This is a genomic window from Pseudomonas sp. P7759, assembly GCF_013386445.1.
Classification (GTDB): Bacteria; Pseudomonadota; Gammaproteobacteria; order Pseudomonadales; family Pseudomonadaceae; genus Aquipseudomonas; species Aquipseudomonas azotoformans_A.
In genome coordinates, this window is the sequence record NZ_JACART010000021.1 from 41932 (window position 1) to 62131 (window position 20200).

General features: G+C 61.1%; 21 protein-coding genes. 9 read left to right on the plus strand and 12 right to left on the minus strand.

Going from position 1 to position 20200, the window contains the following annotated elements:
* Window positions 1–16 precede the first annotated feature (16 nt).
* Window positions 17–946, minus strand: coding sequence for a zinc ABC transporter substrate-binding protein ZnuA (gene znuA, locus HX823_RS17705; RefSeq protein ID WP_177075763.1), 930 nt, complete (start codon window positions 944–946; stop codon window positions 17–19).
* Window positions 947–1004: 58 nt separating this feature from the next.
* On the opposite strand from znuA, the gene HX823_RS17710 reads away from it, so the two are divergent.
* Genes HX823_RS17710 through HX823_RS17725 form a run of 4 tightly spaced genes read left to right on the plus strand, consistent with a single transcriptional unit; the run spans window position 1005 to window position 3810 of the window.
* On the plus strand, window positions 1005–1487 hold the full coding sequence (locus HX823_RS17710; RefSeq protein WP_028618648.1) for a Fur family transcriptional regulator: 483 nt from the start codon (window positions 1005–1007) through the stop codon (window positions 1485–1487).
* Entirely contained in the window at window positions 1487–2272 is a 786-nt protein-coding gene (gene znuC, locus HX823_RS17715) for a zinc ABC transporter ATP-binding protein ZnuC (protein WP_038851122.1), read from the plus strand. Before HX823_RS17710 ends, znuC begins: the two co-directional genes overlap by 1 nt.
* Window positions 2265–3053, plus strand: a complete 789-nt coding sequence (gene znuB, locus HX823_RS17720) for a zinc ABC transporter permease subunit ZnuB (protein WP_177075765.1) — start codon at window positions 2265–2267, stop codon at window positions 3051–3053. Before znuC ends, znuB begins: the two co-directional genes overlap by 8 nt.
* 37 nt (window positions 3054–3090) lie before the next feature.
* Entirely contained in the window at window positions 3091–3810 is a 720-nt protein-coding gene (locus HX823_RS17725) for a PA5502 family lipoprotein (RefSeq protein WP_177075767.1), read from the plus strand.
* Window positions 3811–3923: 113 nt separating this feature from the next.
* On the opposite strand, the gene katE is transcribed toward HX823_RS17725, so the two are convergent.
* On the minus strand, window positions 3924–6053 hold the full coding sequence (gene katE / locus HX823_RS17730; protein ID WP_177075769.1) for a catalase HPII: 2130 nt from the start codon (window positions 6051–6053) through the stop codon (window positions 3924–3926).
* Between the two features lie 228 nt (window positions 6054–6281).
* Between katE and HX823_RS17735 the strand changes: the two genes are divergently transcribed.
* From HX823_RS17735 to HX823_RS17745, 3 genes are read left to right on the plus strand one after another with little or no spacing between them, the layout of a single operon-like run.
* The gene (locus tag HX823_RS17735) at window positions 6282–7289 is read left to right on the plus strand and encodes a methionine ABC transporter ATP-binding protein (RefSeq protein ID WP_038851118.1); all 1008 of its coding nucleotides are present in this window, start codon (window positions 6282–6284) and stop codon (window positions 7287–7289) included.
* Entirely contained in the window at window positions 7289–7981 is a 693-nt protein-coding gene (locus HX823_RS17740; RefSeq protein WP_038851116.1) for a methionine ABC transporter permease, read from the plus strand. Before HX823_RS17735 ends, HX823_RS17740 begins: the two co-directional genes overlap by 1 nt.
* A gap of 51 nt (window positions 7982–8032) precedes the next feature.
* Window positions 8033–8803 (plus strand): MetQ/NlpA family ABC transporter substrate-binding protein, encoded by a 771-nt coding sequence (locus HX823_RS17745; protein WP_038851115.1) that lies wholly within the window; start codon window positions 8033–8035, stop codon window positions 8801–8803.
* A 161-nt stretch (window positions 8804–8964) separates the two neighbouring features.
* On the opposite strand, the gene HX823_RS17750 is transcribed toward HX823_RS17745, so the two are convergent.
* From HX823_RS17750 to HX823_RS17770, 5 genes are read right to left on the minus strand one after another with little or no spacing between them, the layout of a single operon-like run.
* Window positions 8965–9600: an SCO family protein gene (locus HX823_RS17750; RefSeq protein ID WP_038851114.1), complete on the minus strand. Its 636-nt coding sequence runs from the start codon at window positions 9598–9600 to the stop codon at window positions 8965–8967.
* Window positions 9597–10496, minus strand: coding sequence for a heme o synthase (gene cyoE, locus HX823_RS17755; RefSeq protein ID WP_177075771.1), 900 nt, complete (start codon window positions 10494–10496; stop codon window positions 9597–9599). Before cyoE ends, HX823_RS17750 begins: the two co-directional genes overlap by 4 nt.
* Window positions 10484–11563, minus strand: a complete 1080-nt coding sequence (locus HX823_RS17760) for a heme A synthase (RefSeq protein ID WP_177075773.1) — start codon at window positions 11561–11563, stop codon at window positions 10484–10486. The genes cyoE and HX823_RS17760 overlap by 13 nt, the downstream gene beginning before the upstream one ends.
* Window positions 11564–11573: 10 nt before the next feature.
* Window positions 11574–12158, minus strand: coding sequence for a hypothetical protein (locus HX823_RS17765; protein ID WP_177075775.1), 585 nt, complete (start codon window positions 12156–12158; stop codon window positions 11574–11576).
* A complete protein-coding gene (locus tag HX823_RS17770) occupies window positions 12124–12888 on the minus strand; it encodes an SURF1 family protein (protein WP_177075777.1) in 765 nt (254 codons plus the stop codon). The genes HX823_RS17765 and HX823_RS17770 overlap by 35 nt, the downstream gene beginning before the upstream one ends.
* A 28-nt stretch (window positions 12889–12916) precedes the next feature.
* Between HX823_RS17770 and HX823_RS17775 the strand changes: the two genes are divergently transcribed.
* The gene (locus HX823_RS17775) at window positions 12917–13120 is read left to right on the plus strand and encodes a twin transmembrane helix small protein (protein WP_016978774.1); all 204 of its coding nucleotides are present in this window, start codon (window positions 12917–12919) and stop codon (window positions 13118–13120) included.
* Window positions 13121–13126: 6 nt separating this feature from the next.
* On the opposite strand, the gene HX823_RS17780 is transcribed toward HX823_RS17775, so the two are convergent.
* The 4 genes from HX823_RS17780 to coxB all read right to left on the minus strand — a co-directional run bounded on the left by HX823_RS17780 (window position 13127) and on the right by coxB (window position 17521).
* Entirely contained in the window at window positions 13127–14014 is an 888-nt protein-coding gene (locus tag HX823_RS17780; RefSeq protein WP_177075778.1) for a cytochrome c oxidase subunit 3, read from the minus strand.
* Window positions 14015–14049: 35 nt separating this feature from the next.
* Window positions 14050–14601 carry a cytochrome c oxidase assembly protein gene (locus tag HX823_RS17785; RefSeq protein WP_177075780.1) on the minus strand — a complete coding sequence of 184 codons (552 nt, stop codon included), beginning with the start codon at window positions 14599–14601 and terminating at the stop codon, window positions 14050–14052.
* 147 nt (window positions 14602–14748) lie between these two features.
* Complete coding sequence (ctaD, locus tag HX823_RS17790; protein WP_033899208.1) at window positions 14749–16335, minus strand: cytochrome c oxidase subunit I; 1587 nt, start codon at window positions 16333–16335, stop codon at window positions 14749–14751.
* A 58-nt stretch (window positions 16336–16393) separates the two neighbouring features.
* A complete protein-coding gene (coxB, locus tag HX823_RS17795) occupies window positions 16394–17521 on the minus strand; it encodes a cytochrome c oxidase subunit II (RefSeq protein ID WP_033899206.1) in 1128 nt (375 codons plus the stop codon).
* Window positions 17522–17888: 367 nt separating this feature from the next.
* On the opposite strand from coxB, the gene HX823_RS17800 reads away from it, so the two are divergent.
* A complete protein-coding gene (locus HX823_RS17800) occupies window positions 17889–18536 on the plus strand; it encodes a hypothetical protein (protein ID WP_033899204.1) in 648 nt (215 codons plus the stop codon).
* Between the two features lie 68 nt (window positions 18537–18604).
* On the opposite strand, the gene HX823_RS17805 is transcribed toward HX823_RS17800, so the two are convergent.
* Window positions 18605–20146 carry a SulP family inorganic anion transporter gene (locus HX823_RS17805; protein WP_095014126.1) on the minus strand — a complete coding sequence of 514 codons (1542 nt, stop codon included), beginning with the start codon at window positions 20144–20146 and terminating at the stop codon, window positions 18605–18607.
* Window positions 20147–20200 lie beyond the last annotated feature (54 nt).

Sequence of the window (20200 nt, forward strand, 5' to 3'; positions counted from 1 at the left end):
GCCGGCTTGCCGGCTTCTACAAGGACTCCAGGCAACCCGCCAAATCATTGCCCAACTTCTCTAACACCTGCTCATAGCCCTGAGCGGTAGCCGGGGTGTAACCACCCAGCGCATCCAACTCCGCCAGCTTCACCGGCAAACCGGAGACCAGCGTTTCAGCCAGGCGCGGACGCAACGGCGGCTCGCTGAACACGCAAGTCTTGCCCACTTCCTGCAAACGCGTACGCATCGCCGCCACATGCTGGGCGCCGGGTTGTACCTCAGCAGCCACGCTGAACACGCCGGTGTGCTTGAGGCCGTAGGCGTCTTCGAAATAATCGAAGGCTTCGTGGAAGACGAAGTAAGGCTTGCCATCAATCGGCGCCAGGCGGGCTTTCAGGCGAGCATCCAGGGCATCCAGGCGCTCATTGAAGGCCTTCACGTTGGTCTGGTAACGCGCAGCATTGGCCGGGTCGGCGGCAGCCAGGTCAGCTGCCATGCGCGCCGCAATCACCCGAGCGTTCACCGTCGACAGCCACAGATGCGCATCCAGGCTGCCTGGGCGGTGATCGTGGTCGTGTTCGTCGGCTTCATCGGCGTGTGAGTGGCTATCTTCGGCAAAACGACGCAACTTCATGCCTGGCAGATCCTGCACTGCCACTGTCGCGGCCGTACGACCTTTCAGCACGCGCGGCAGGAAACTCTCCATATCCGCGCCGATCCAGTACAGCAGGTCCACCGACTGCACGCGCCGTACGTCGGATGGACGCAACGCATAGTTATGCGGCGACGCACCCGGCGGCAATAACACCTCGGGAACTGCCACACCGTCCTGCACGGCCGCGGCGATCAACTGCAACGGCTTGATGCTGGTCAGCACCTTGACCTCGGCCTGAGCGGCGTTCGCGACGAACAAACTGGTGACAAATACGACAAAAACGGGAAAAAGTCGGGACACGATGACCACTCAATGGCGTAGGAACGGGTAACATAATAACGTCTCTATCAAATGTCTGTCGCCGCTCATGCCTAAAACACCGCTTGCCAGCCGTCCCCACGACCACTCTCACTGCGTGCATACCGCGCTGTCGGAGGCCGATACCCTGTGCACACAGAAGGGTCTACGCCTGACCGCCCTGCGTCGTCGCGTGCTGGAGTTGGTGTGGCAGAGCCATAAGCCGCTGGGCGCCTACGACATCCTGGGCGTGCTCAGCGAGCAGGATGGCCGCCGCGCCGCGCCGCCGACCGTGTACCGCGCGCTGGATTTCCTGCTGGAAAACGGCCTGGTGCATCGCATCGCCTCGCTGAACGCCTTCGTCGGCTGCAGCCACCCGGAACATGCACACCAGGGCCAGTTCCTGATCTGCCGCGAGTGCCACGCCGCGATCGAGCTTGAACAAAAAAGCATCAGCGACGCCATCATCAAGAGCTCTGCCGACGTCGGTTTCCGGGTCGAAGGGCAAACGGTCGAAGTGGTCGGCCTGTGCGCGGGCTGCCAGGGGGCTTGATGAGCAACGCGTTAATCCGCCTGGAACAGGTCGGGGTCACGTTCGCCGGGCAAGCCGTGCTGGATAACATCGCGCTAAGCGTGGAGCCTGGGCAGATTGTCACCTTGATCGGGCCCAACGGCGCCGGCAAGACCACCCTGGTGCGCGCCGTACTCGGCCTGCTCAAGCCCGACACCGGCAGTGTGTGGCGCAAGCCCAAGCTGCGCGTCGGCTACATGCCGCAGAAGCTGCACGTGGATCCAACCCTGCCATTGTCCGTGTTGCGCTTCCTGCGCCTGGTGCCGGGCGTGGACCGTGCCCGTGCGCAAGCGGCGCTCAAGGAAGTCGGCGCCGAACAGGTGATCGACAGCCCGGTGCAAAGCATCTCCGGCGGCGAGATGCAGCGCGTACTGCTGGCCCGCGCCCTGTTGCGCGAGCCAGAACTGCTGGTGCTGGATGAGCCCGTGCAAGGCGTCGACGTCGCCGGCCAGGCCGAGTTGTACAGCCTGATCACCCGACTGCGCGATCGCCATGGCTGCGGCGTGTTGATGGTGTCCCACGATTTACACCTGGTGATGAGCACCACCGACCAGGTGGTGTGCCTCAACCGTCACGTGTGCTGCTCCGGCCACCCGGAACAAGTCAGCGGCGACCCGGCCTTCGTCGAGCTGTTCGGCAAGAACGCCCAGAGCCTGGCGATCTACCACCACCATCACGACCACGCCCATGACCTGCATGGCGCCGTAGTCGACGATCCCACCACACCTCATACCCACGTTCATGGAGATAGCTGCAAGCATGGCTGATTTTCTGCTCTACGCCCTGCTGGCAGGCTTGGCTTTGGCGTTGGTGGCGGGCCCACTGGGTTCGTTCGTGGTCTGGCGGCGCATGGCCTATTTTGGCGACACGTTGTCGCATGCTGCGTTGTTGGGCGTTGCGATGGGCTTCCTGCTGGATGTCAGCCCGACCATCGCCGTGACCGTCGGCTGCCTGTTACTGGCGGTGCTGCTGGTGACCCTGCAACAGCGCCAGCCACTGGCCTCCGACACCTTGCTGGGCATCCTGGCGCCCAGCACGCTGTCCCTGGGCCTGGTGGTGCTGAGCTTCATGCATGAAGTGCGCATCGACCTGATGGCCTACTTGTTCGGCGACCTGCTGGCAATCAGCACCACCGACCTTGCGTGGATTCTCGGCGGCAGCTCAGCCGTGCTGGTCTTGCTGGTGGCTCTATGGCGCCCATTGCTGGCAATCACCGTGCATGAAGAACTCGCCACGGTGGAAGGTTTGCCCGTGCCGAGCCTGCGCATGGCCCTGATGTTGTTGATCGCCGTGGTGATTGCTGTCGCGATGAAGATTGTCGGCGTATTGTTGATCACGTCGCTGCTGATCATTCCCGCAGCCGCCGCCCAGCGCCATGCCCGTTCGCCGGAGCAGATGGCCATCGGCGCAAGTTTGCTGGGGATGCTTGCGGTGTGCGGGGGCCTGGCGTTGTCCTGGTTCAAGGACACGCCGGCCGGGCCATCGATTGTGGTCACGGCCGCCGCCCTGTTTCTGCTGAGTTTTGTCCTGCCCCGTCGAGGGGTGTAGACTTGCTCGCTTTTTGCGCAAATAGAGAGTCGCAGGAATGAAGCCGTTCACCTCCCGTTATCTGCTCCTTGCCGCATTTTCCTTGCTGCTGGGCGCCTGTCAAAGCACACCGCCCGCCGCCCCTGAGGCCCCGGACGCACGCGCTGCGGCCATCGCGCAGCTGGAACAAAACCTGGCCAGCAGCGAGCTGGCCACCGCCGAAGACCAACTGGCGGCACTGCAAGCCCAGTCGCCCAACGACCCGGCGCTGGAAAACTATCAGCGTCAATTGGCGGAAGCCTACCTGCAGCGCAGCCAGATCGTGCTGCAAAAGGGTGACGTCAACGCCGCTGCCACCGCCCTGAGCCGCGCCCGCGCGCTGATGCCCAAGGCGCCCGCACTGACCGGCGGCGTGAACAGTGCAATCAGCCATGCGCGCAAGGCCGAGCTGGATAAAGCCGAAGCCGACCTGAAGGCCGCCGAAGCCAAGCCTGCTGCCAAGGTCATCGACCCGGCAGCGCCAAGCACTACCGTGGCGCTGAACCTCACTGATATTGAAGCACTGCGCCATCAACTGGATGCTATCGCCACCGACGTGGTGAATTACCAGTGCGATGTGACCATCCAGGCGCCGCGCACCCAGGATTACCCGTGGTTGGCCACGTTGCTGACCAAACGGGTGAAGCGAATTGATTCGGGGTATGACCTGAAGATTCACCGGCAGATCTTGAAACACATTCCGGCGCAGGTGGTGCTGATTCCGCGCAAGGCGGAATAAAGCCATTCGCGAGCAAGCCCGCTCCCACATTTGGAACGCATTCCAAATGTGGGAGCTGCGGTGCGACGATTCGACTTGCTCGCGAAGGCGATTTGAAAAAAACAACCTACGACTTAAGCCGGAATCGCCTTGGCCTTCGGCTCCCGATCCCAGACCCGATGCTGGGCAATCGCCGCCACAAACGCCTTCAATGCCTTGGCATCCCCGCCGACGATCAATCCCGCATCAGCCTCAAGCTTCAACAGCTCGAGCAACTGCTTGGCCTCGCCCACCACCGCAATCGCCTTCAGATGCTTGTAAGCCTCCAGCAGGTAGTGCAACGCCACGCCGTCCTCGCTCAACGCCTGCACCGACTTGGCGCCACCGGGCACAAATACCGCGTCGAACGCCACGGACGGCAAGCCCTCCATGGACGCATCCACCGGCAAACTCTTGCCGTCCGCCGTGGTGACCGGTGCCGAGGTCGGCCCGAGCAATTTGGCGTGGGCGCCTTCGGCCTTCAGCACTTTCTTCAAGGCCTCGATCGCCGCGCCATCCACACCGTTAGCCGCGAGTATCGCCACCTTGCGCGTCTTGATATCGCCCGACAACAAGTTCGCCTGGCTCAAGGCCGGTGAACGCGACAGCGACGTCTTGCGCTCCGGCACCGTGCCTTTCTTCGGCACCGGCAAGCCCAGGTTCTGCGCCACACGCTTGGCCAGTTCAAGGTCGATGTTGGCGAGGATCTCATTCACCTGGCGCGCGCGAATGAACTCACGCTCCACCTTGCCCAGCTCAAAGCTGTAGGCCGCAATAATGTGTTCCTGTTCATGCTTGCTCATGCTGTGGAAAAACAGCCGCGCCTGGGAGAAGTGATCGCCGAACGACTCGCTACGCTCACGCACCTTATGGGCATCGATGCGCTCATGGTACGACTCGAAGCCGCCGTCCTGCGCCGCAGGCGGGGTTTCCTTGGGCCAGCCGCCATCGATGGAGTTGGGCTCGTAGGCCGCACGCCCTTTGTCGATAGTGGTGCGGTGCATGGCATCGCGCTGGCCATTGTGGAAAGGCGCCACCGGGCGATTGATCGGCAGCTCATGAAAGTTCGGGCCACCGAGTCGGCTGATCTGCGTATCGGTGTAGGAAAACAGACGGCCTTGAAGCAAAGGGTCATTGGAGAAGTCGATCCCCGGCACGATGTGGCCTGGGCAGAAGGCGACTTGCTCGACTTCAGCAAAGAAGTTATCCGGGTTGCGGTTCAGCACCACCTTGCCCAGCGGGGTGATAGGCACCAGTTCTTCCGGGATGAGCTTGGTCGGGTCGAGGATGTCGAAGTCGAACGCATGCTCCTTATCCTCAGGAATCACCTGCACGCCCAATTCCCACTCGGGGTAATCGCCCATCTCAATCGCTTCCCACAGATCACGACGGTGGTAGTCGGTATCTTTACCGGCGAGCTTTTGCGCTTCGTCCCACACCAGCGAGCAGGTGCCGGCAGTAGGGCGCCAGTGGAATTTAACGAAGTTGGACGTCCCTTCGGCGTTGATGAAGCGAAAGGTATGTACGCCAAAGCCCTGCATGGCCCGTAGGCTTTTAGGAATCGCCCGGTCGGACATTGCCCAAATCACCATATGCGCCGATTCCGGCTGCAGCGACACAAAGTCCCAGAAAGTATCGTGAGCCGAACCGCCGGTAGGAATCTCGTTGTGGGGCTCGGGTTTCACCGCGTGGACAAAGTCGGGAAACTTGATCGCATCCTGAATGAAAAACACCGGCATGTTGTTGCCGACCAGGTCGAAGTTGCCCTCGTCGGTGAAGAACTTCACGGCAAAACCACGCACGTCGCGCACCGTATCACCCGAGCCACGCGGGCCTTGCACAGTGGAAAAGCGCAGGAAAACCGGGGTTTTGTGCCCAGGATCACGCAAGAAACCGGCCTTGGTCAGCGCCGAATGGTTCTCATAGGTCTGGAAGTAACCATGGGCACCGGTGCCGCGCGCATGCACGATGCGCTCCGGGATGCGTTCATGGTCAAAATGCGTGATCTTTTCACGCATGATGAAATCTTCGAGCAGCGAAGGCCCGCGCGCGCCGACCTTCAAGCTGTTCTGGTTGTCGGCGATCTTCACGCCTTGGTTGGTACGTAGGGCCTGGCCGGTAGCGTCGGAGCGGAATTCTTCCAAGGCATCCAGCTTGGCATTGGTGTTGCTACGGTCCAGGGTGTCGGTTCCGGCGAGTTCGCTCTTTGGCTTTTTCGTACTCATCAGTCAAAACTCCTTATTCAGACCCAGGCACGGCACCCGGGAATCGCATTGCTTAAGTAGTGACTGATGGGGTTTTGGGCCGTTCCTTTTTTATGACCTTTGATCGCGTTATTGCCAAATCGCTGGATGAATGCGAAATAAATGCTAAGAAACGCTATACGGACAGGCTAAAATGCGCGCCCGGCTAACCGCTGATCCCTTTTCCATGCGCCCCACAAGGTTCGCTACGTGATCGAGTTTCAAAACGTCCATAAAACCTACCGCGTCGCCGGTAGGGATATTCCCGCGCTGCACCCCACCAGCCTGACCGTCGAGAACGGCCAGGTGTTTGGTCTGATCGGTCATTCCGGCGCGGGCAAAAGTACACTGCTGCGCCTGATCAACCGCCTTGAAGAACCGAGCGGCGGCCAGATCACGGTGGACGGCGAAGAAGTCACTGCCCTGGACGCCAACGGCCTGCGCCGTTTCCGCCAGCAGGTCGGGATGATTTTCCAGCACTTCAACCTGCTGGCGTCCAAGACCGTCGCCGATAACGTGGCACTGCCCCTGACCCTGGCCGGCGAATTGTCGCGCAAGGACATCGACTTGCGCGTCGCGGAGTTGCTGGCGCGCGTGGGCCTGTCGGACCACGCCAAGAAATACCCGGCGCAGTTGTCCGGCGGCCAGAAACAACGCGTCGGCATTGCCCGCGCCCTGGCGACCAAGCCGAAGATCCTGCTGTGCGACGAAGCCACCAGCGCCCTCGACCCGCAGACCACCGCCTCGGTGCTGCAACTGCTGGCCGAAATCAACCGCGAGTTGAAGCTGACCATCGTGTTGATCACCCATGAAATGGACGTGATCCGCCGCGTCTGCGACCAGGTGGCCGTAATGGACGCGGGCGTGATCGTCGAGCAAGGCTCGGTGGCCGATGTGTTCCTGCACCCCAAGCACCCGACCACCAAGCGCTTCGTGCAAGAGTCCGAGCAGGTCGACGAAAACGAGCAACGCGACGACTTCGCCCACGTCCCAGGCCGCATCGTGCGCCTGACGTTCCAAGGGGACGCGACCTACGCGCCATTGCTGGGCACCGTCGCCCGCGAAACGGGTGTGGACTACAGCATCCTCGCCGGTCGTATCGACCGCATTAAAGACATCCCTTATGGGCAATTGACCCTCGCCGTCACCGGTGGCGACATGGAAGCTGCCTTTGCGCGCTTCACCGCCGCTGACGTTCATATGGAGGTGCTGCGCTAATGGACCTGTTCCTGAATTTCTTCGCCGACATCGACTGGTCCGAAATCTGGCTCGCCACCGGCGATACCATGACCATGCTGTTCGGTTCGCTGTTCTTCACGGTCGTGCTGGGCCTGCCCATAGGTGTGCTGCTGTTCTTGACCAGCCCACGTCAGCTGTTCGAGCAGAAAGGCTTGTACGCCTTTCTGTCGCTGATCGTAAACATCCTGCGTTCTCTGCCGTTCATCATCCTGCTGATCGTGATGATTCCATTAACCAAACTGATCACTGGCATATACATGGACGAGCCCACCTCGCTGGGCGTTGCGGGCGCGATTCCGCCGCTGGTTATCGGCGCAACACCGTTCTTTGCACGCCTGGTGGAAACTGCCCTGCGTGAAGTGGACCGCGGCATCATCGAGGCCACGCAGTCGATGGGTGCCAGCACGCGCCAGATCATCACCAACGCCTTGCTGCCCGAAGCACGCCCCGGCATTTTTGCGGCAATTACCGTAACGGCGATTACACTGGTTTCCTACACGGCGATGGCGGGCGTGGTAGGTGCCGGTGGCCTGGGCGACCTGGCGATCCGTTTCGGTTACCAGCGCTTCCAAGACAATGTAATGGTGGTCACCGTGGTGATGCTGGTGATCCTGGTGCAAATTCTGCAAACCGTCGGCGACAAGCTGGTGGTGCACTTTTCTCGAAAATAACGGCCATTGCCGGCCGCACGCCGGTACATGCCCGAACAAGGAGCTTGTTGGATGAAAAAACTACTGGTTGCTTTCGCCGCCGTTGCCGCGTTTTCCGCCCACGCCGAGACCCTCAAGGTCGCTGCTTCGCCAGTGCCGCATGCGCAAATCCTCGAATTCGTGAAACCTGCCCTCGCCAAAGAAGGCGTAGACCTGCAGGTCAAAGTCTTCACCGACTACGTGCAGCCGAACGTACAAGTCGCTGAAAAGCGCCTGGACGCCAACTTCTTCCAGCACCAGCCGTACCTGGATGAGTTCAACAAAGCCAAGGGCACTCACCTGGTGAGCGTTGGCGCTGTGCACCTGGAACCTCTGGGCGCCTACTCCAGCAAGTACAAGAAGCTGGACGAGCTGCCAAGCGGCGCCAACGTGGTCATCCCGAACGACGCCACCAACGGCGGCCGCGCCCTGTTGCTGCTGGCCAAGAATGGCCTGATCACCCTGAAGGACCCGACCAACATCCTGTCGACCATCAAGGACATCACCGGTAACAGCAAAAACCTGAAGTTCCGCGAACTGGAAGCCGCCACCCTGCCGCGCGTGCTGACCCAGGTCGACCTGGCGCTGATCAACACCAACTACGCGCTGGAAGCCAAGCTGGACCCATCCAAGGATGCGCTGGTCATCGAAGGCAGCGACTCGCCTTACGTGAACATCCTGGTGACCCGCGAAGACAACAAAGACTCGGACGCGGTGAAGAAGCTGGTTGCAGCCCTGCACACGCCTGAAGTGAAGAAATTCATCGAAGAGAAGTACAAAGGCGCGATCAAGCCAGCGTTCTGATCTCGACCAATCTTTGTAACACCGAAGATCAAAAAATGTGGGAGCGGGCTTGCTCGCGAATGCGGTGTATCAGTCGATGAAGATGTTGACTGGCACACCGCTATCGCAGGCAAGCCAGCTCCCACATTTGTTTTGTGGTGCTAGCTGGGTCGGCGTCCGACTTATTTACGCTGGAGCAAACCGGGCAACTGCGCCACCAGCTTCTGGTTGTTCAACGGCGCACGGATGAACCCGCGCTGGGTCCCATCCGGCCCGATCAGCGCCAGGTTGCCGCTGTGGTCAACGGTGTAGTTGGGTTTGCTGGTATCGGCCGGAATGAACGGAATGCTCACCGCATTCGACACCTTCTGCACCTCCTCGACATTCGCACCGGTCAACCCGACAAACTGCGGATCGAAGTAACCCAGGTACTGCTTGAGCTGAGTCGGCGTGTCGCGATGCGGATCGACGCTGACCAAAATCACCTGCAACTTATCCACAACCTCCTTGGGCAACTCGCTCTTGATCTGGCGCAGCTGGGCGAGGGTGGTCGGGCAGATGTCCGGGCAGAAGGTGTAGCCGAAGAACAACAGGCTCCACTTGCCTTTCAATTCGTTGACCACCACCGGCTGGCCTTCCTGATTGGTCATGGTCACCGGCGGCAACTGACGGCTTTGCGGCAACAGGATGATGCCGGCGTCGATCAAGGCGGTGGGATCGCCCTGGCCTTTGCCCGAAAGCACTTTGTTGACGGTCAGGCCCATGATCAATGCCACCAGGGCCACCAGGATGAAGACAGTTTTTTGAGTTCGAGTCATAGGTTCAACAGTAGGTAGTGGTCGAGGAGCAGCGCGATAAACAGCAGCAGCAAGTACCAGATAGAGTACTTGAAGGTGTTGATCGCCGCGTGCGGCCGACCGCCACGGTACAACACCCAGGCCCATTGCAGAAAGCGCCCGCCCAATACCAGCGCGCACGCAAGGTAGAGCAGGCCGCTCATGTGGATCACATAGGGCATCAGGCTCACTGCCAGCAGGGCGAAGGTGTAGAGCAGGATATGCACCTTGGTGTAATGCTCGCCGTGGGTGACCGGCAACATCGGGATATCAGCCTTGGCGTATTCCTCCTTGCGGTGAATGGCCAGGGCCCAGAAGTGCGGCGGGGTCCAGGCGAAGATGATCAGCACCAGCAACAGGGGCTCTGCGCTGACGTGCCCGGTGATAGCCACCCATCCCAACAGCGGCGGCGCCGCGCCAGCCAGGCCGCCGATGACGATATTCTGCGGCGTCGCCCGCTTGAGAAAGCCGGTGTAGATCACGGCGTAGCCGAGCAGCGAAGCCAAGGTCAGCCAGGCCGCCAGCGGGTTGGTGAACGCCAACAGCAGCGCCAATCCCGCAACAGCCAGAAACAATGCAAAAGCCAGCGCCGCCAGCGGCGATACACGCCCCTCCGCCAGCGGCCGCTTATGGGTACGCGCCATTACGGCATCGATCCGCCGGTCCACCACGTGATTCACCGCCGCCGCGCCGCCCGCACACAGGGCTATCCCCAGGTTGCCGAACACCAGCACCGTCCATGGCACGCCCGCACGGGTTGCCAGGAACATCCCTACCAAGGAGGTGATGAGCATCAACACCACCACTTTCGGCTTGGTCAGCTCCAGGTAGTCACGCCAGATCGCCTGGCCGTGACGCGCGCCGATCAAGGTCGCCATGGCATCTCTCCTTTAAGGGTGATGAGGCCCGATACGTGTTTGCGTGGGATAAAACGCCAGCCGAACGGCAGTTGGTTGCGCACCCGGACCAGGCTGGTGCGGGCGTGGTAGTTGACCAGTACCAGCGTCAGCAACAAGGCCGCACCGCCAGCGTTGTGCCCGACCGCCACCGGCAGCGGCAAGTGGAAATACACATTGCTCAGGCCCAGGCAGATTTGCGCCGCCAGGGCGATCAGCAGCAAGCCGGCCAGGCGTGTCATGCCCACTGCACGCAGTTGCCAGGCCAGGCCCAGCAGCACCAGGCTAACGATGACGGCGCCAATGCGGTGGGTCAGGTGGATGGCCGTGCGCGCCTCGCTGTCCAGTTGCCCGCCCAAATAATTGGGCCCGATGTGCTGGGTCAGATGAAAGCCATTGGCGAAATCCGCCGCCGGCCACCATTCACCATGGCACGTCGGCAAATCAACACAAGCCACCGCCGCGTAGTTGGAACTGACCCAGCCCCCCAGCGCGATCTGGCCGATCACCAGCACCAGGCCCGCCGTCGCCCAATATTGCAGGCGCTTGGGCACGATCAACGCGGGCAATACACCGGACAAGCGCAGGGTCAGCAGAAACAGCAGGCTCAAGGTCGCAAAGCCGCCCAATAAATGCCCCGTCACCACTTGCGGCCATAACTTCAGTGTCACCGTCCACATGCCAAACGCCGCCTGGGCAAACACCACCGCCAACAGGAACAGCGGCAGCTTCACCGGCTGGCCCGGATCGCGCCGATGGCTCCACGAACGCGCGGCCAGCAACACGATCAGCAAGCCCAGGGTGCCAGCGAAATAACGATGGGTCATCTCGGCCCAGCCCTTGTCGGCCTCCACCGGCGTATCGGGAAAGTGCAGCTCGGCATGAGCCAACTGGGCTTCGGTCTTGGGCACGCTGATGAAGCCGTAGCAGCCCGGCCAATCCGGGCAACCCAGGCCGGCGTGGGTCAGGCGCGTATAGGAGCCAAGCAGCACGACAATCAGCGCCAGCAAGGTGGCAAACAACGCGAGGCGAAATCCAGGTTTGGCCATGACGGTGCCCTTATCCGATGTTCGACAGTTTCAGCAGGTGGCGCAGGTCGTTGAGCAAATCCTTGCCCTTGACCTTCGCGTCGTAGCGCAGCACCAGGTTGCCGTGGGGATCGACGATCCACAGTTGCGCATCACCCGGCGCGGCAGCGTCTTTGCTGAAGGTCGACAAGTCCAGCGGGTAGCGTTGCAGCTGCGGGTATTCAATTTTCAGCTTGGCCTCGTACTCCGCGCTCACCGGCTGCGCGCTGGCCAAGGCATGGCTGGCACGAGAGGCATCACGACCCAGGCCGATTTGCAGTTGGCGTGCGAGGTACACCAATTGCTGGCAATCCGCTGCACAGGCAGTGGGCGCGGTCACCAGCAGTTGCCAGCGCTGCTCATCGGCCTGTACGCCAATATCACCGCGGGTCTGGCCGTTGCCGATCATCTCGCCGTGGTAGCTGCGGCTGTCCGGCACCCAGAACTGCAGCTTGTACATAAAGGTGGCCAGCGCCATCGGGCCGATCACCATCATCAGGATCAGGATCAACTGCCAACGGCCTTTACGCCGATTCGGGGCTTCAGACATGTTGAGTGGATTCGTGGCCGCTCCCATGGGGCTTCTCCTTTTTGTTATGCCATCCGAGGTAGAGATAAAGCGCCAGCAACGCCAGCGACATGGCGAACCATTGCACGGCATACGCCAGGTGTTTTTCCGGGCCCATCGCGACGATCGGCCAGGTGGTTTCGTAGGTGCCGGGGCCGGCTTCGGCCCGCAACTCATAGGCGAAACCGTTGCGACCCAACTCGGCCCAGAGCGCGGCGGGGTGCAAGGCTGTCAGCAGGCGCGGCCATTGCGCGGTCGCCGGATCCGGGTGCAGCTGGAAGGTTTCGCCAGGGGCGACGTACACCCAGGCATCGAGATTCACCGGCTGATCCGGCGTGGTGAAGGCGGGTGGCGTGCGCCGATCCGGCCAGGGCAGCCAACCGCGATTGAGCAACAGCCACAGGCCACTGGCCTGGTCGTGGAAAGGTTGCAGCAGCTCTACGCCGGCCTTGCCGTCGCGCATGCGGTTATCGAGGAATACGCTGTGTTCGGCGTCAAATTGGCCGCGCAGACGAACGCGGCGGAAGGCCGGGTCAGCCATGTCGCTAAGTTGCGCGCTGCTGATCGGATCTGCCGCGCGCCGCTCGGCGTAGCTGTCCACCAGCAGCTGTTTTTCATGGCCGCGAGACAACTGCCAGAACCCCAGGCCGACCATCAACGGCAGCAGCACCAACACCACCAATGTCGGTGCGATTCCCGGCCGAAAGCATTTTATGGCGCTGGCTATACTTGTTTTCATTGCCCGCCCATCCCGTTGGAGCCCGACCATGCTCAAAGCCGCTATTGCCCTGATGCTGATCGCGACCGTCGTGAGCCTGTTCAGTGGCTTGTTCTTCCTGGTCAAGGACGAGGGCAACTCCAATCGCCTCGTCACTGCCTTGACCGTGCGTGTCGTACTGGCCGTGATCACCGTAGCGCTGATCGCCTGGGGCTTTTTCAGCGGCCAACTGGTGTCTCATGCGCCGTGGTAAAGCGCCTCACAGCACATAGACGAAGAAAAACAGGCCGATCCACACCACATCCACAAAGTGCCAATACCAACTGGCCGCCTCGAAACCGAACTGGTGCTCGGCGTTGAAATGCCCCTTGAGGATTCGCATCAGCATCACGAACAGAATGATGGTGCCGATGGTGACGTGAGCGCCGTGGAACCCGGTGAGCATGAAGAACGTCGCGCCATACACCCCCGAGCCCAAAGTCAGGCCCAGCTCTTTATAGGCGTGGATGTATTCCTCGGCCTGAAACCCCAGGAACGCCAGGCCCAGCAGCACGGTAATCGCCAGCCAGATTTTCAGCGCACCACGATGGCCTTTACGCAGCGCGTGGTGGGCGATGTTGATGGTCACGCTGGAACTCACCAGCAGGATGGTGTTCACCAGCGGCAGGCCCCACGGGCTGATGGTGCCTTCCGGTGCCGGGTACATTTTCGGGTCGGGGTTATTCAGCAACGGCCAGGCAAATTCGAAGTTCGGCCACAGCATATGTGCGACGCCCTTTGAACCTTCACCCGCCAGCCAGGGCGCCGACATGTGGCGCACGTAGAACAGCGCACCGAAGAAGGCGATAAAGAACATCACCTCGGAGAAGATGAACCAGGTCATGCCCCAGCGGAACGAGCGGTCCATCTGCGAACTGTACAAACCGGCGCGGCTTTCCTTGATCACCGCGCCGAACCAGCCGAACAGCATGTAGGCCAACAACAGCCCGCCGACGAAAAAAATCCACGGGCCGTGGGATTCCGCCCGCGCGGCCTTGAGGTCGTTGAACCACAGACCCAGCCCGTACACCGTGATCAACAGGCCAAACGTGGCAATTATTGGCCATTTGCTTTGCGCTGGTACGTAGTACGTATCATGAGACGACATGTATTCGCTCTCCTGATTGAGGGGGCAAACAGTAGCTAGCCGCCGCTGTGGGCAGCCACCGGCGGTTGGCGCGCAGTGATATCAAACAGCGTGTACGCCAGGGTCAGATGCTTCACATCCTTGGGCATGTCGCGGTCGACAATGAAACGCACCGGCATCTCGATGCGCTGGCCCGGTTGCAGCACTTGCTGGGTGAAGCAAAAGCACTCGGTCTTGTGGAAATACATCGCCGCTTCGGCCGGGGAAATACTGGGCACAGCCTGGGCCGTCATCGGCTTGTCGGTGGGGTTGTGGGCCACGAACAGCATCTCGGTCACCGCCCCCGGATTGACCACCACTTCGTCAGCCTTGGCATAAAAATCCCAGACCATGTCGATGGCGTTGGTGGACAAAAACTGCACACGCACCTGACGCGTTGGGTCCACCACCTGCGAGCCCTCGTACTGCCCGGCTGTCTTGCCGTTGATGCCAAACGCCTTGCACATCACGTCGTAGATCGGCACCAGTGCAAAGCCGAAGGCGAACATCGCCACCACCAGGATCAGCAGGCGGGTGACCAGGCGCTTGGTGGGCATGGATTCAGCCATGACGCTCACCTAAAGCGAACTCGGTCAAAGTGGGAGCGGGCTTGCTCGCGAATGCGGTTTTCCAGTCACTCCTTGTGGCGACTGATACACCGCTTTCGCGAGCAAGCCCGCTCCCACATTGACGGTGTTCACAGCCCCATAGAGTGTTCATTTGACCTCCGGCGGCGTGGTGAAGGTGTGGTACGGCGCCGGCGACGGGACGCTCCACTCCAGGCCTTCGGCGCCATCCCAAGGCTTGGCCGGTGCCGGCGGGCCGCCACGGATGCACTTGATCACAATGAACAGGAAGAAAATCTGCGTAGCGCCAAACATGAACGCGCCAATCGAAGAAACCATGTTGAAGTCGGCGAACTGCAGGTTGTAGTCCGGCACCCGGCGCGGCATGCCCGCCAGCCCGACGAAGTGCATCGGGAAAAACGCCATGTTCATGCCCACGAAAGACAGCCAGAAGTGCAGCTTGCCCAGGGTTTCGTCGTACATGTGGCCGGTCCATTTCGGCAGCCAGTAGTAGGCTGAGGCGAAGATGCCGAAGATCGCGCCGGGCACCAGTACGTAATGGAAATGCGCCACCACGAAATAGGTGTCGTGGTACTGGAAGTCCGCCGGGGCGATCGCCAGCATCAGCCCGGAGAACCCGCCGATGGTGAACAGGATCACAAAGGCCACGGCAAACAGCATCGGCGTTTCGAAGGTCAGCGAGCCTTGCCACATAGTGCTGACCCAGTTGAACACCTTCACCCCTGTGGGCACGGCGATCAGCAGCGTGGCGTACATGAAGAACAGCTCGCCCACCAGCGGAATGCCCACCACAAACATGTGGTGCGCCCAGACGATGAACGACAGGAACGCGATGCTCGCCGTGGCGTAGACCATCGAGGTGTAGCCGAACAACGGCTTGCGCGAGAAGGTCGGGATGATCGAGCTGACGGCACCGAAGGCCGGCAGGATCATGATGTACACCTCAGGGTGACCGAAGAACCAGAACACGTGCTGGAACAACACCGGGTCACCACCGCCGGCCGCACTGAAGAAGCTGGTGCCGAAGTGGATATCCATCAACATCATCGTCACGCAACCCGCCAGCACCGGCATCACCGCGATCAGCAGGAACGCGGTGATCAGCCACGTCCACACGAACAACGGCATTTTCATCAAGGTCATGCCGGGCGCACGCAGGTTGAGGATGGTGGCGACCACGTTGATCGCGCCCATGATCGAACTGATGCCCATCAGGTGGATCGCGAAGATAAAGAACGTCACGCTTTCCGGCGCGTAGGTAGTGGAGAGCGGCGCGTAGAAGGTCCAGCCGAAGTTCGGCCCTCCGCCGGGCGTAAACAGCGTCGAAACCAGCAGCAGGAACGCCGCCGGCAACAGCCAGAAACTGAAGTTGTTCATGCGCGGCAGGGCCATGTCGGGCGCGCCGATCATCAACGGGATCATCCAGTTGGCCAGGCCGACGAATGCCGGCATCACCGCGCCGAACACCATGATCAGCCCGTGCATAGTGGTCATCTGGTTGAAGAACGCCGGCTGCACGATCTGCAGGCCGGGCTGAAACAACTCGGCGCGGATCACCATGGCGAACGAGCCGCCAAGCAGGAACATGGCGAAGGCGAACCATAGGTACATGGTGCCGATGTCTTTGTGGTTGGTGGTCAGCACCCAGCGCATCAACCCCTTGGCGGGGCCGTGGGCATGGTCGGCGTGACCATGGTCATCGATCACAGCGCTCATGGCCGTTCTCCTGCAAGCGAGTGGGCGGGGCGGGTCGAGGTAAACGCCTTGAGAGAGGTCATTTGCTTTCCGCCTGCTTGATGGCCAGCACGTCTTTAGGCGTGACCATGTCGCCTTTGTTGTTGCCCCAGGCATTGCGCTCGTAGGTCACCACGGCGGCGATGTCCACTTCCGAGAGCTGCTTGCCGAAGGCCGCCATCGCGGTGCCGGGCTTGCCGTGGTAGACAATACTCAGGTGGTCAGCCGCAGGGCCGGTCGCAATCTTGGAGCCCTTGAGCGCCGGGAACATCGGCGGCAGGCCCTGGCCTTCGGCCTGGTGACAGGCCACGCAGGTGGTGTGGTAGACCTTGTCGCCACGGGCCACCAGCTCTTCGAGCGTCCACTCTTTGGAGGTCAACTCCTTGAGCTTGGCGGCCTCTTCCTTGCGCTCACCCAGCCAGGTTTCGTAGTCGGCCTTGGACTTGACCTCGACCACAATGGGCATGAAGCCGTGGTCCTTGCCGCACAGTTCGGCGCATTGGCCACGGTAGATGCCGGGTTTCTCAACGCGGGTCCAGGCCTCGTTGACGAACCCGGGAATGGCGTCGCGCTTGACCGCAAAGGCCGGCACCCACCAGGAGTGGATCACGTCAGCGGCGGTCACCAGGAAGCGCACCTTGGCGCCCACCGGCAACACCAGCGGCTGGTCGACTTCCAACAGGTAGTGTTCGCCCTTGGTGGCCTGGTTATGGATCTGTTCGGCGGGCGTGGCCAGGTTGCTGAAGAACTCCACGTCCTGGCCCAGGTATTTGTAATGCCACTTCCACTGGTAGCCGGTGACCTGGATATCGATATCCGACTCACTGCTGTCATAGATATTGATCAGGGTCTTGGTAGCTGGAATGGCCATCGCGATCAGGATCAGCAAGGGCACGACCGTCCAGAGGATTTCCACGGTGGTGCTCTCGTGGAACTTGGCCGCGACCTGGCCCGTGGACCGGCGATGAACGATCATCGACCAGAACATCGCGCCAAACACGATGATGCCGATCACCACACAGATCCAGAAAATGGTCATGTGCAGGTCGAACACAGCGTGACTGACTTCTGTCGCCCCTGGCGCCATATTCGTTGTCCAGGCGGCATGTGCCTGGCCGAATACTGACCACAACAGGAGGCCCATCCAAACGTGTGGATGTCGCATCATTGCGGGTTCCCCTTATCGTTCTTGTTATCCCGCCGGTTTGCACCTGCGTCGAAGGGAGCGGCTTCCATACTGCTTACAACCGCCTGGCCTTGCCTGCTTATGCAGTCTGGCGTCATCAGCTAATCGCGTACAAATCCGAGTATAGACAGGCTCTGCAACCCCGCAATGTGTAGGGGCAAATGAGTAGAAATGGGCGGTCGGGGCTAATAAAACCGGGCGCGGAATCGTTTATCCGACGAACGATGGCAATTCGATATAACGCGGGCGCATAACCATGAAATAATTATGACAAATGCGTCTTAGGCGCTCGTATAAACGAGCTACCTTATCCTCTCCCTTTTCCTACGCCTGCATCACTGGAGCTTTCATGAACACCGCCGCATTGCGCGAGCAGATTTCCCGTGCCCATCAACACGAAGCCAGCACGGGCCAGCTTGCCCAGCAACTGGAAAAACAATTGCCGCACCTGCATTCGGCCATTTCCCTGGCTGACGGTGATCGCAACATTGTCATGACCCGCTTTGTCAGCGCCTACATCGACCTCGTCCCGGATTTGCTGGACGCCGCCAACGACGTGGCCCGCGAAGCCGGAATCGAAAGCCAGATCAAGCCGGTGCTGAAGATTGCCGAGCATTTCTTCCTGCAACCACCCGCGATCCTGGCCGGCCACGAAGGCCTCGACGGCCTGCTGGACGAGGCCTACTTGGCGCATCGATTGGTTGAAGAGGTGAATGATCTGTATATCAAGCACTTTGGCCAGCCGCTGATTCCGGCGGATACCACGGTGGCTAACCTGATCGCCCACCAGTTGATCGGCGAAGCGTTCGCCAACAAGTTGGATGAAGCCGTGCATTTGGCGGTGGATGAAATGCTCAACGAAGACAGCTTTGCGCTGGAGTCGGTAGAAGCCTACCGCGAGACGCTCAAGAGCCCGGACACGGAAGCCGCGTGGAAGCGCTGGCCGTGCCTTTCGCGACAGTTGGGGGTTGAGTTGGCGTTGGATCAGCCGGCTTAGTTTCCTGGGTCGCAAACGATCAAATGTGGGAGCCGGGTTTGCCCGGCTCCCACAGGGTTGCTGGGTGGTTAGGCTGGCGCGGAACCTATCCCCGTCGTCATCCTGACCCGACCTTCCAGCCTTCGCTTCAACCCACGCGCCTCGATCACCAGCGTCGAGCCCTTGGCCGCATTGGCCCGCCCCCATTCCTCCAGCAACTCCAGGCAGGAATGGTCGATGTAGCTCAAGTTGCTCAACGGCACATGCAAGGTCGTCCCCGCCGGTACCGCCGACAGCACCTGGGTCAGCGCCGGCACTTTCAGGAAAGTCGCCGCGCCCGTCAGACGCAACTCCATTTCGCCTTCCTGGGGCAAATCGATCAGGCTCACTTTCAAGCGTGACGCCTTGAACGCCAGTTTGACCAACGTCAACCCGAAGCCCACCAGCACGCCGGTCAGCAGGTCGGTAAAGATGATCGCCAACGCCGTGGCCGCGTAGGTAAACATCGGCATACGCCCATACCGCCCCAGCGCCTTGAACGCCTTGATGTCCACCAGCTTGATCCCGGTGTACACCAACACACCCGCCAGGCTTGCCACCGGAATGCTTTGCAGCACACTCGACAGCAACAGCACGAACGCCAGCAGCCACAGGCCGTGGAACATCGCCGACAGACGGGTGGTCGCACCGGCCTGCACATTGGCCGAGCTGCGCACGATCACACCGGTCATCGGCAAGGCACCGACCAGGCCACAGAGCATGTTGCCTACACCTTGGGCGGACAACTCCTTATCGAAATCAGAACGCTGACCACTGTGCATACGATCGACCGCCGCAGCGGAAAGCAGGGTTTCGGCGCTCGCAATAAACGCCACGGCAAAGGCGGCGATCAGCAATTGAGGGTCGGCGAGGTTGAGCAGGTCGCTGGGGCGCAGCCAGTCGATAGCGTCAGCGAGATTTTCCGGGACTTCCACGCGCTTGACCTGCAGCGCCAGCACCAGGCTCACCACAGTGGTCAGGCCCACACCCAACAAGGCGCCCGGCACAAAGCGCAGGCGTTGCGGGCGCAATTTGTCCCAGGCGTACATCACCAGCATCGTCGACAAACCCAGCAATCCCGCCTGCCACCCCAGGCCGCCGCCCAGGGTTGGGATCGCCTCGGCCAACGCCGCCGGGAACCCCGCCAGGTTATCCAGCCCGGAAGGCTTGGGCGCGCCGTCGAGCATCACGTGAATCTGGGACAGCACAATCAGCACGCCAATCCCCGCCAGCATGCCGTACACCACCGCCGGCGCCGTGACGCGGAACCAGCAGCCCAGGCGCAAACGCCCGGCCACCAATTGCAGGAAGCCCGCCAACAACAGGATCGGCCCCAGCATCAGCATGCCGTGCTGGCGCACCAGCTCGAACACCAACACCGCCAAGCCTGCGGCCGGGCCACTGACCTGCAGCGGCGAGCCTGCCAGCCAACCCACTACCAGGCCACCAATGATCCCGGTGATCAGACCTTTTGCCGGCGGCATGCCAGAGGCAATCGCGATCCCCATGCACAACGGCAGGGCGACCAGAAACACAACCACCGAGGCGAGCAGCTCCCGTGGCAATACAGCTTTCAATTGAGCAGCACGCATGATGACTCTCCCGAGGCATTCGCCGGGCGCGGCAAAGCCTGGCTGCGTCCATGG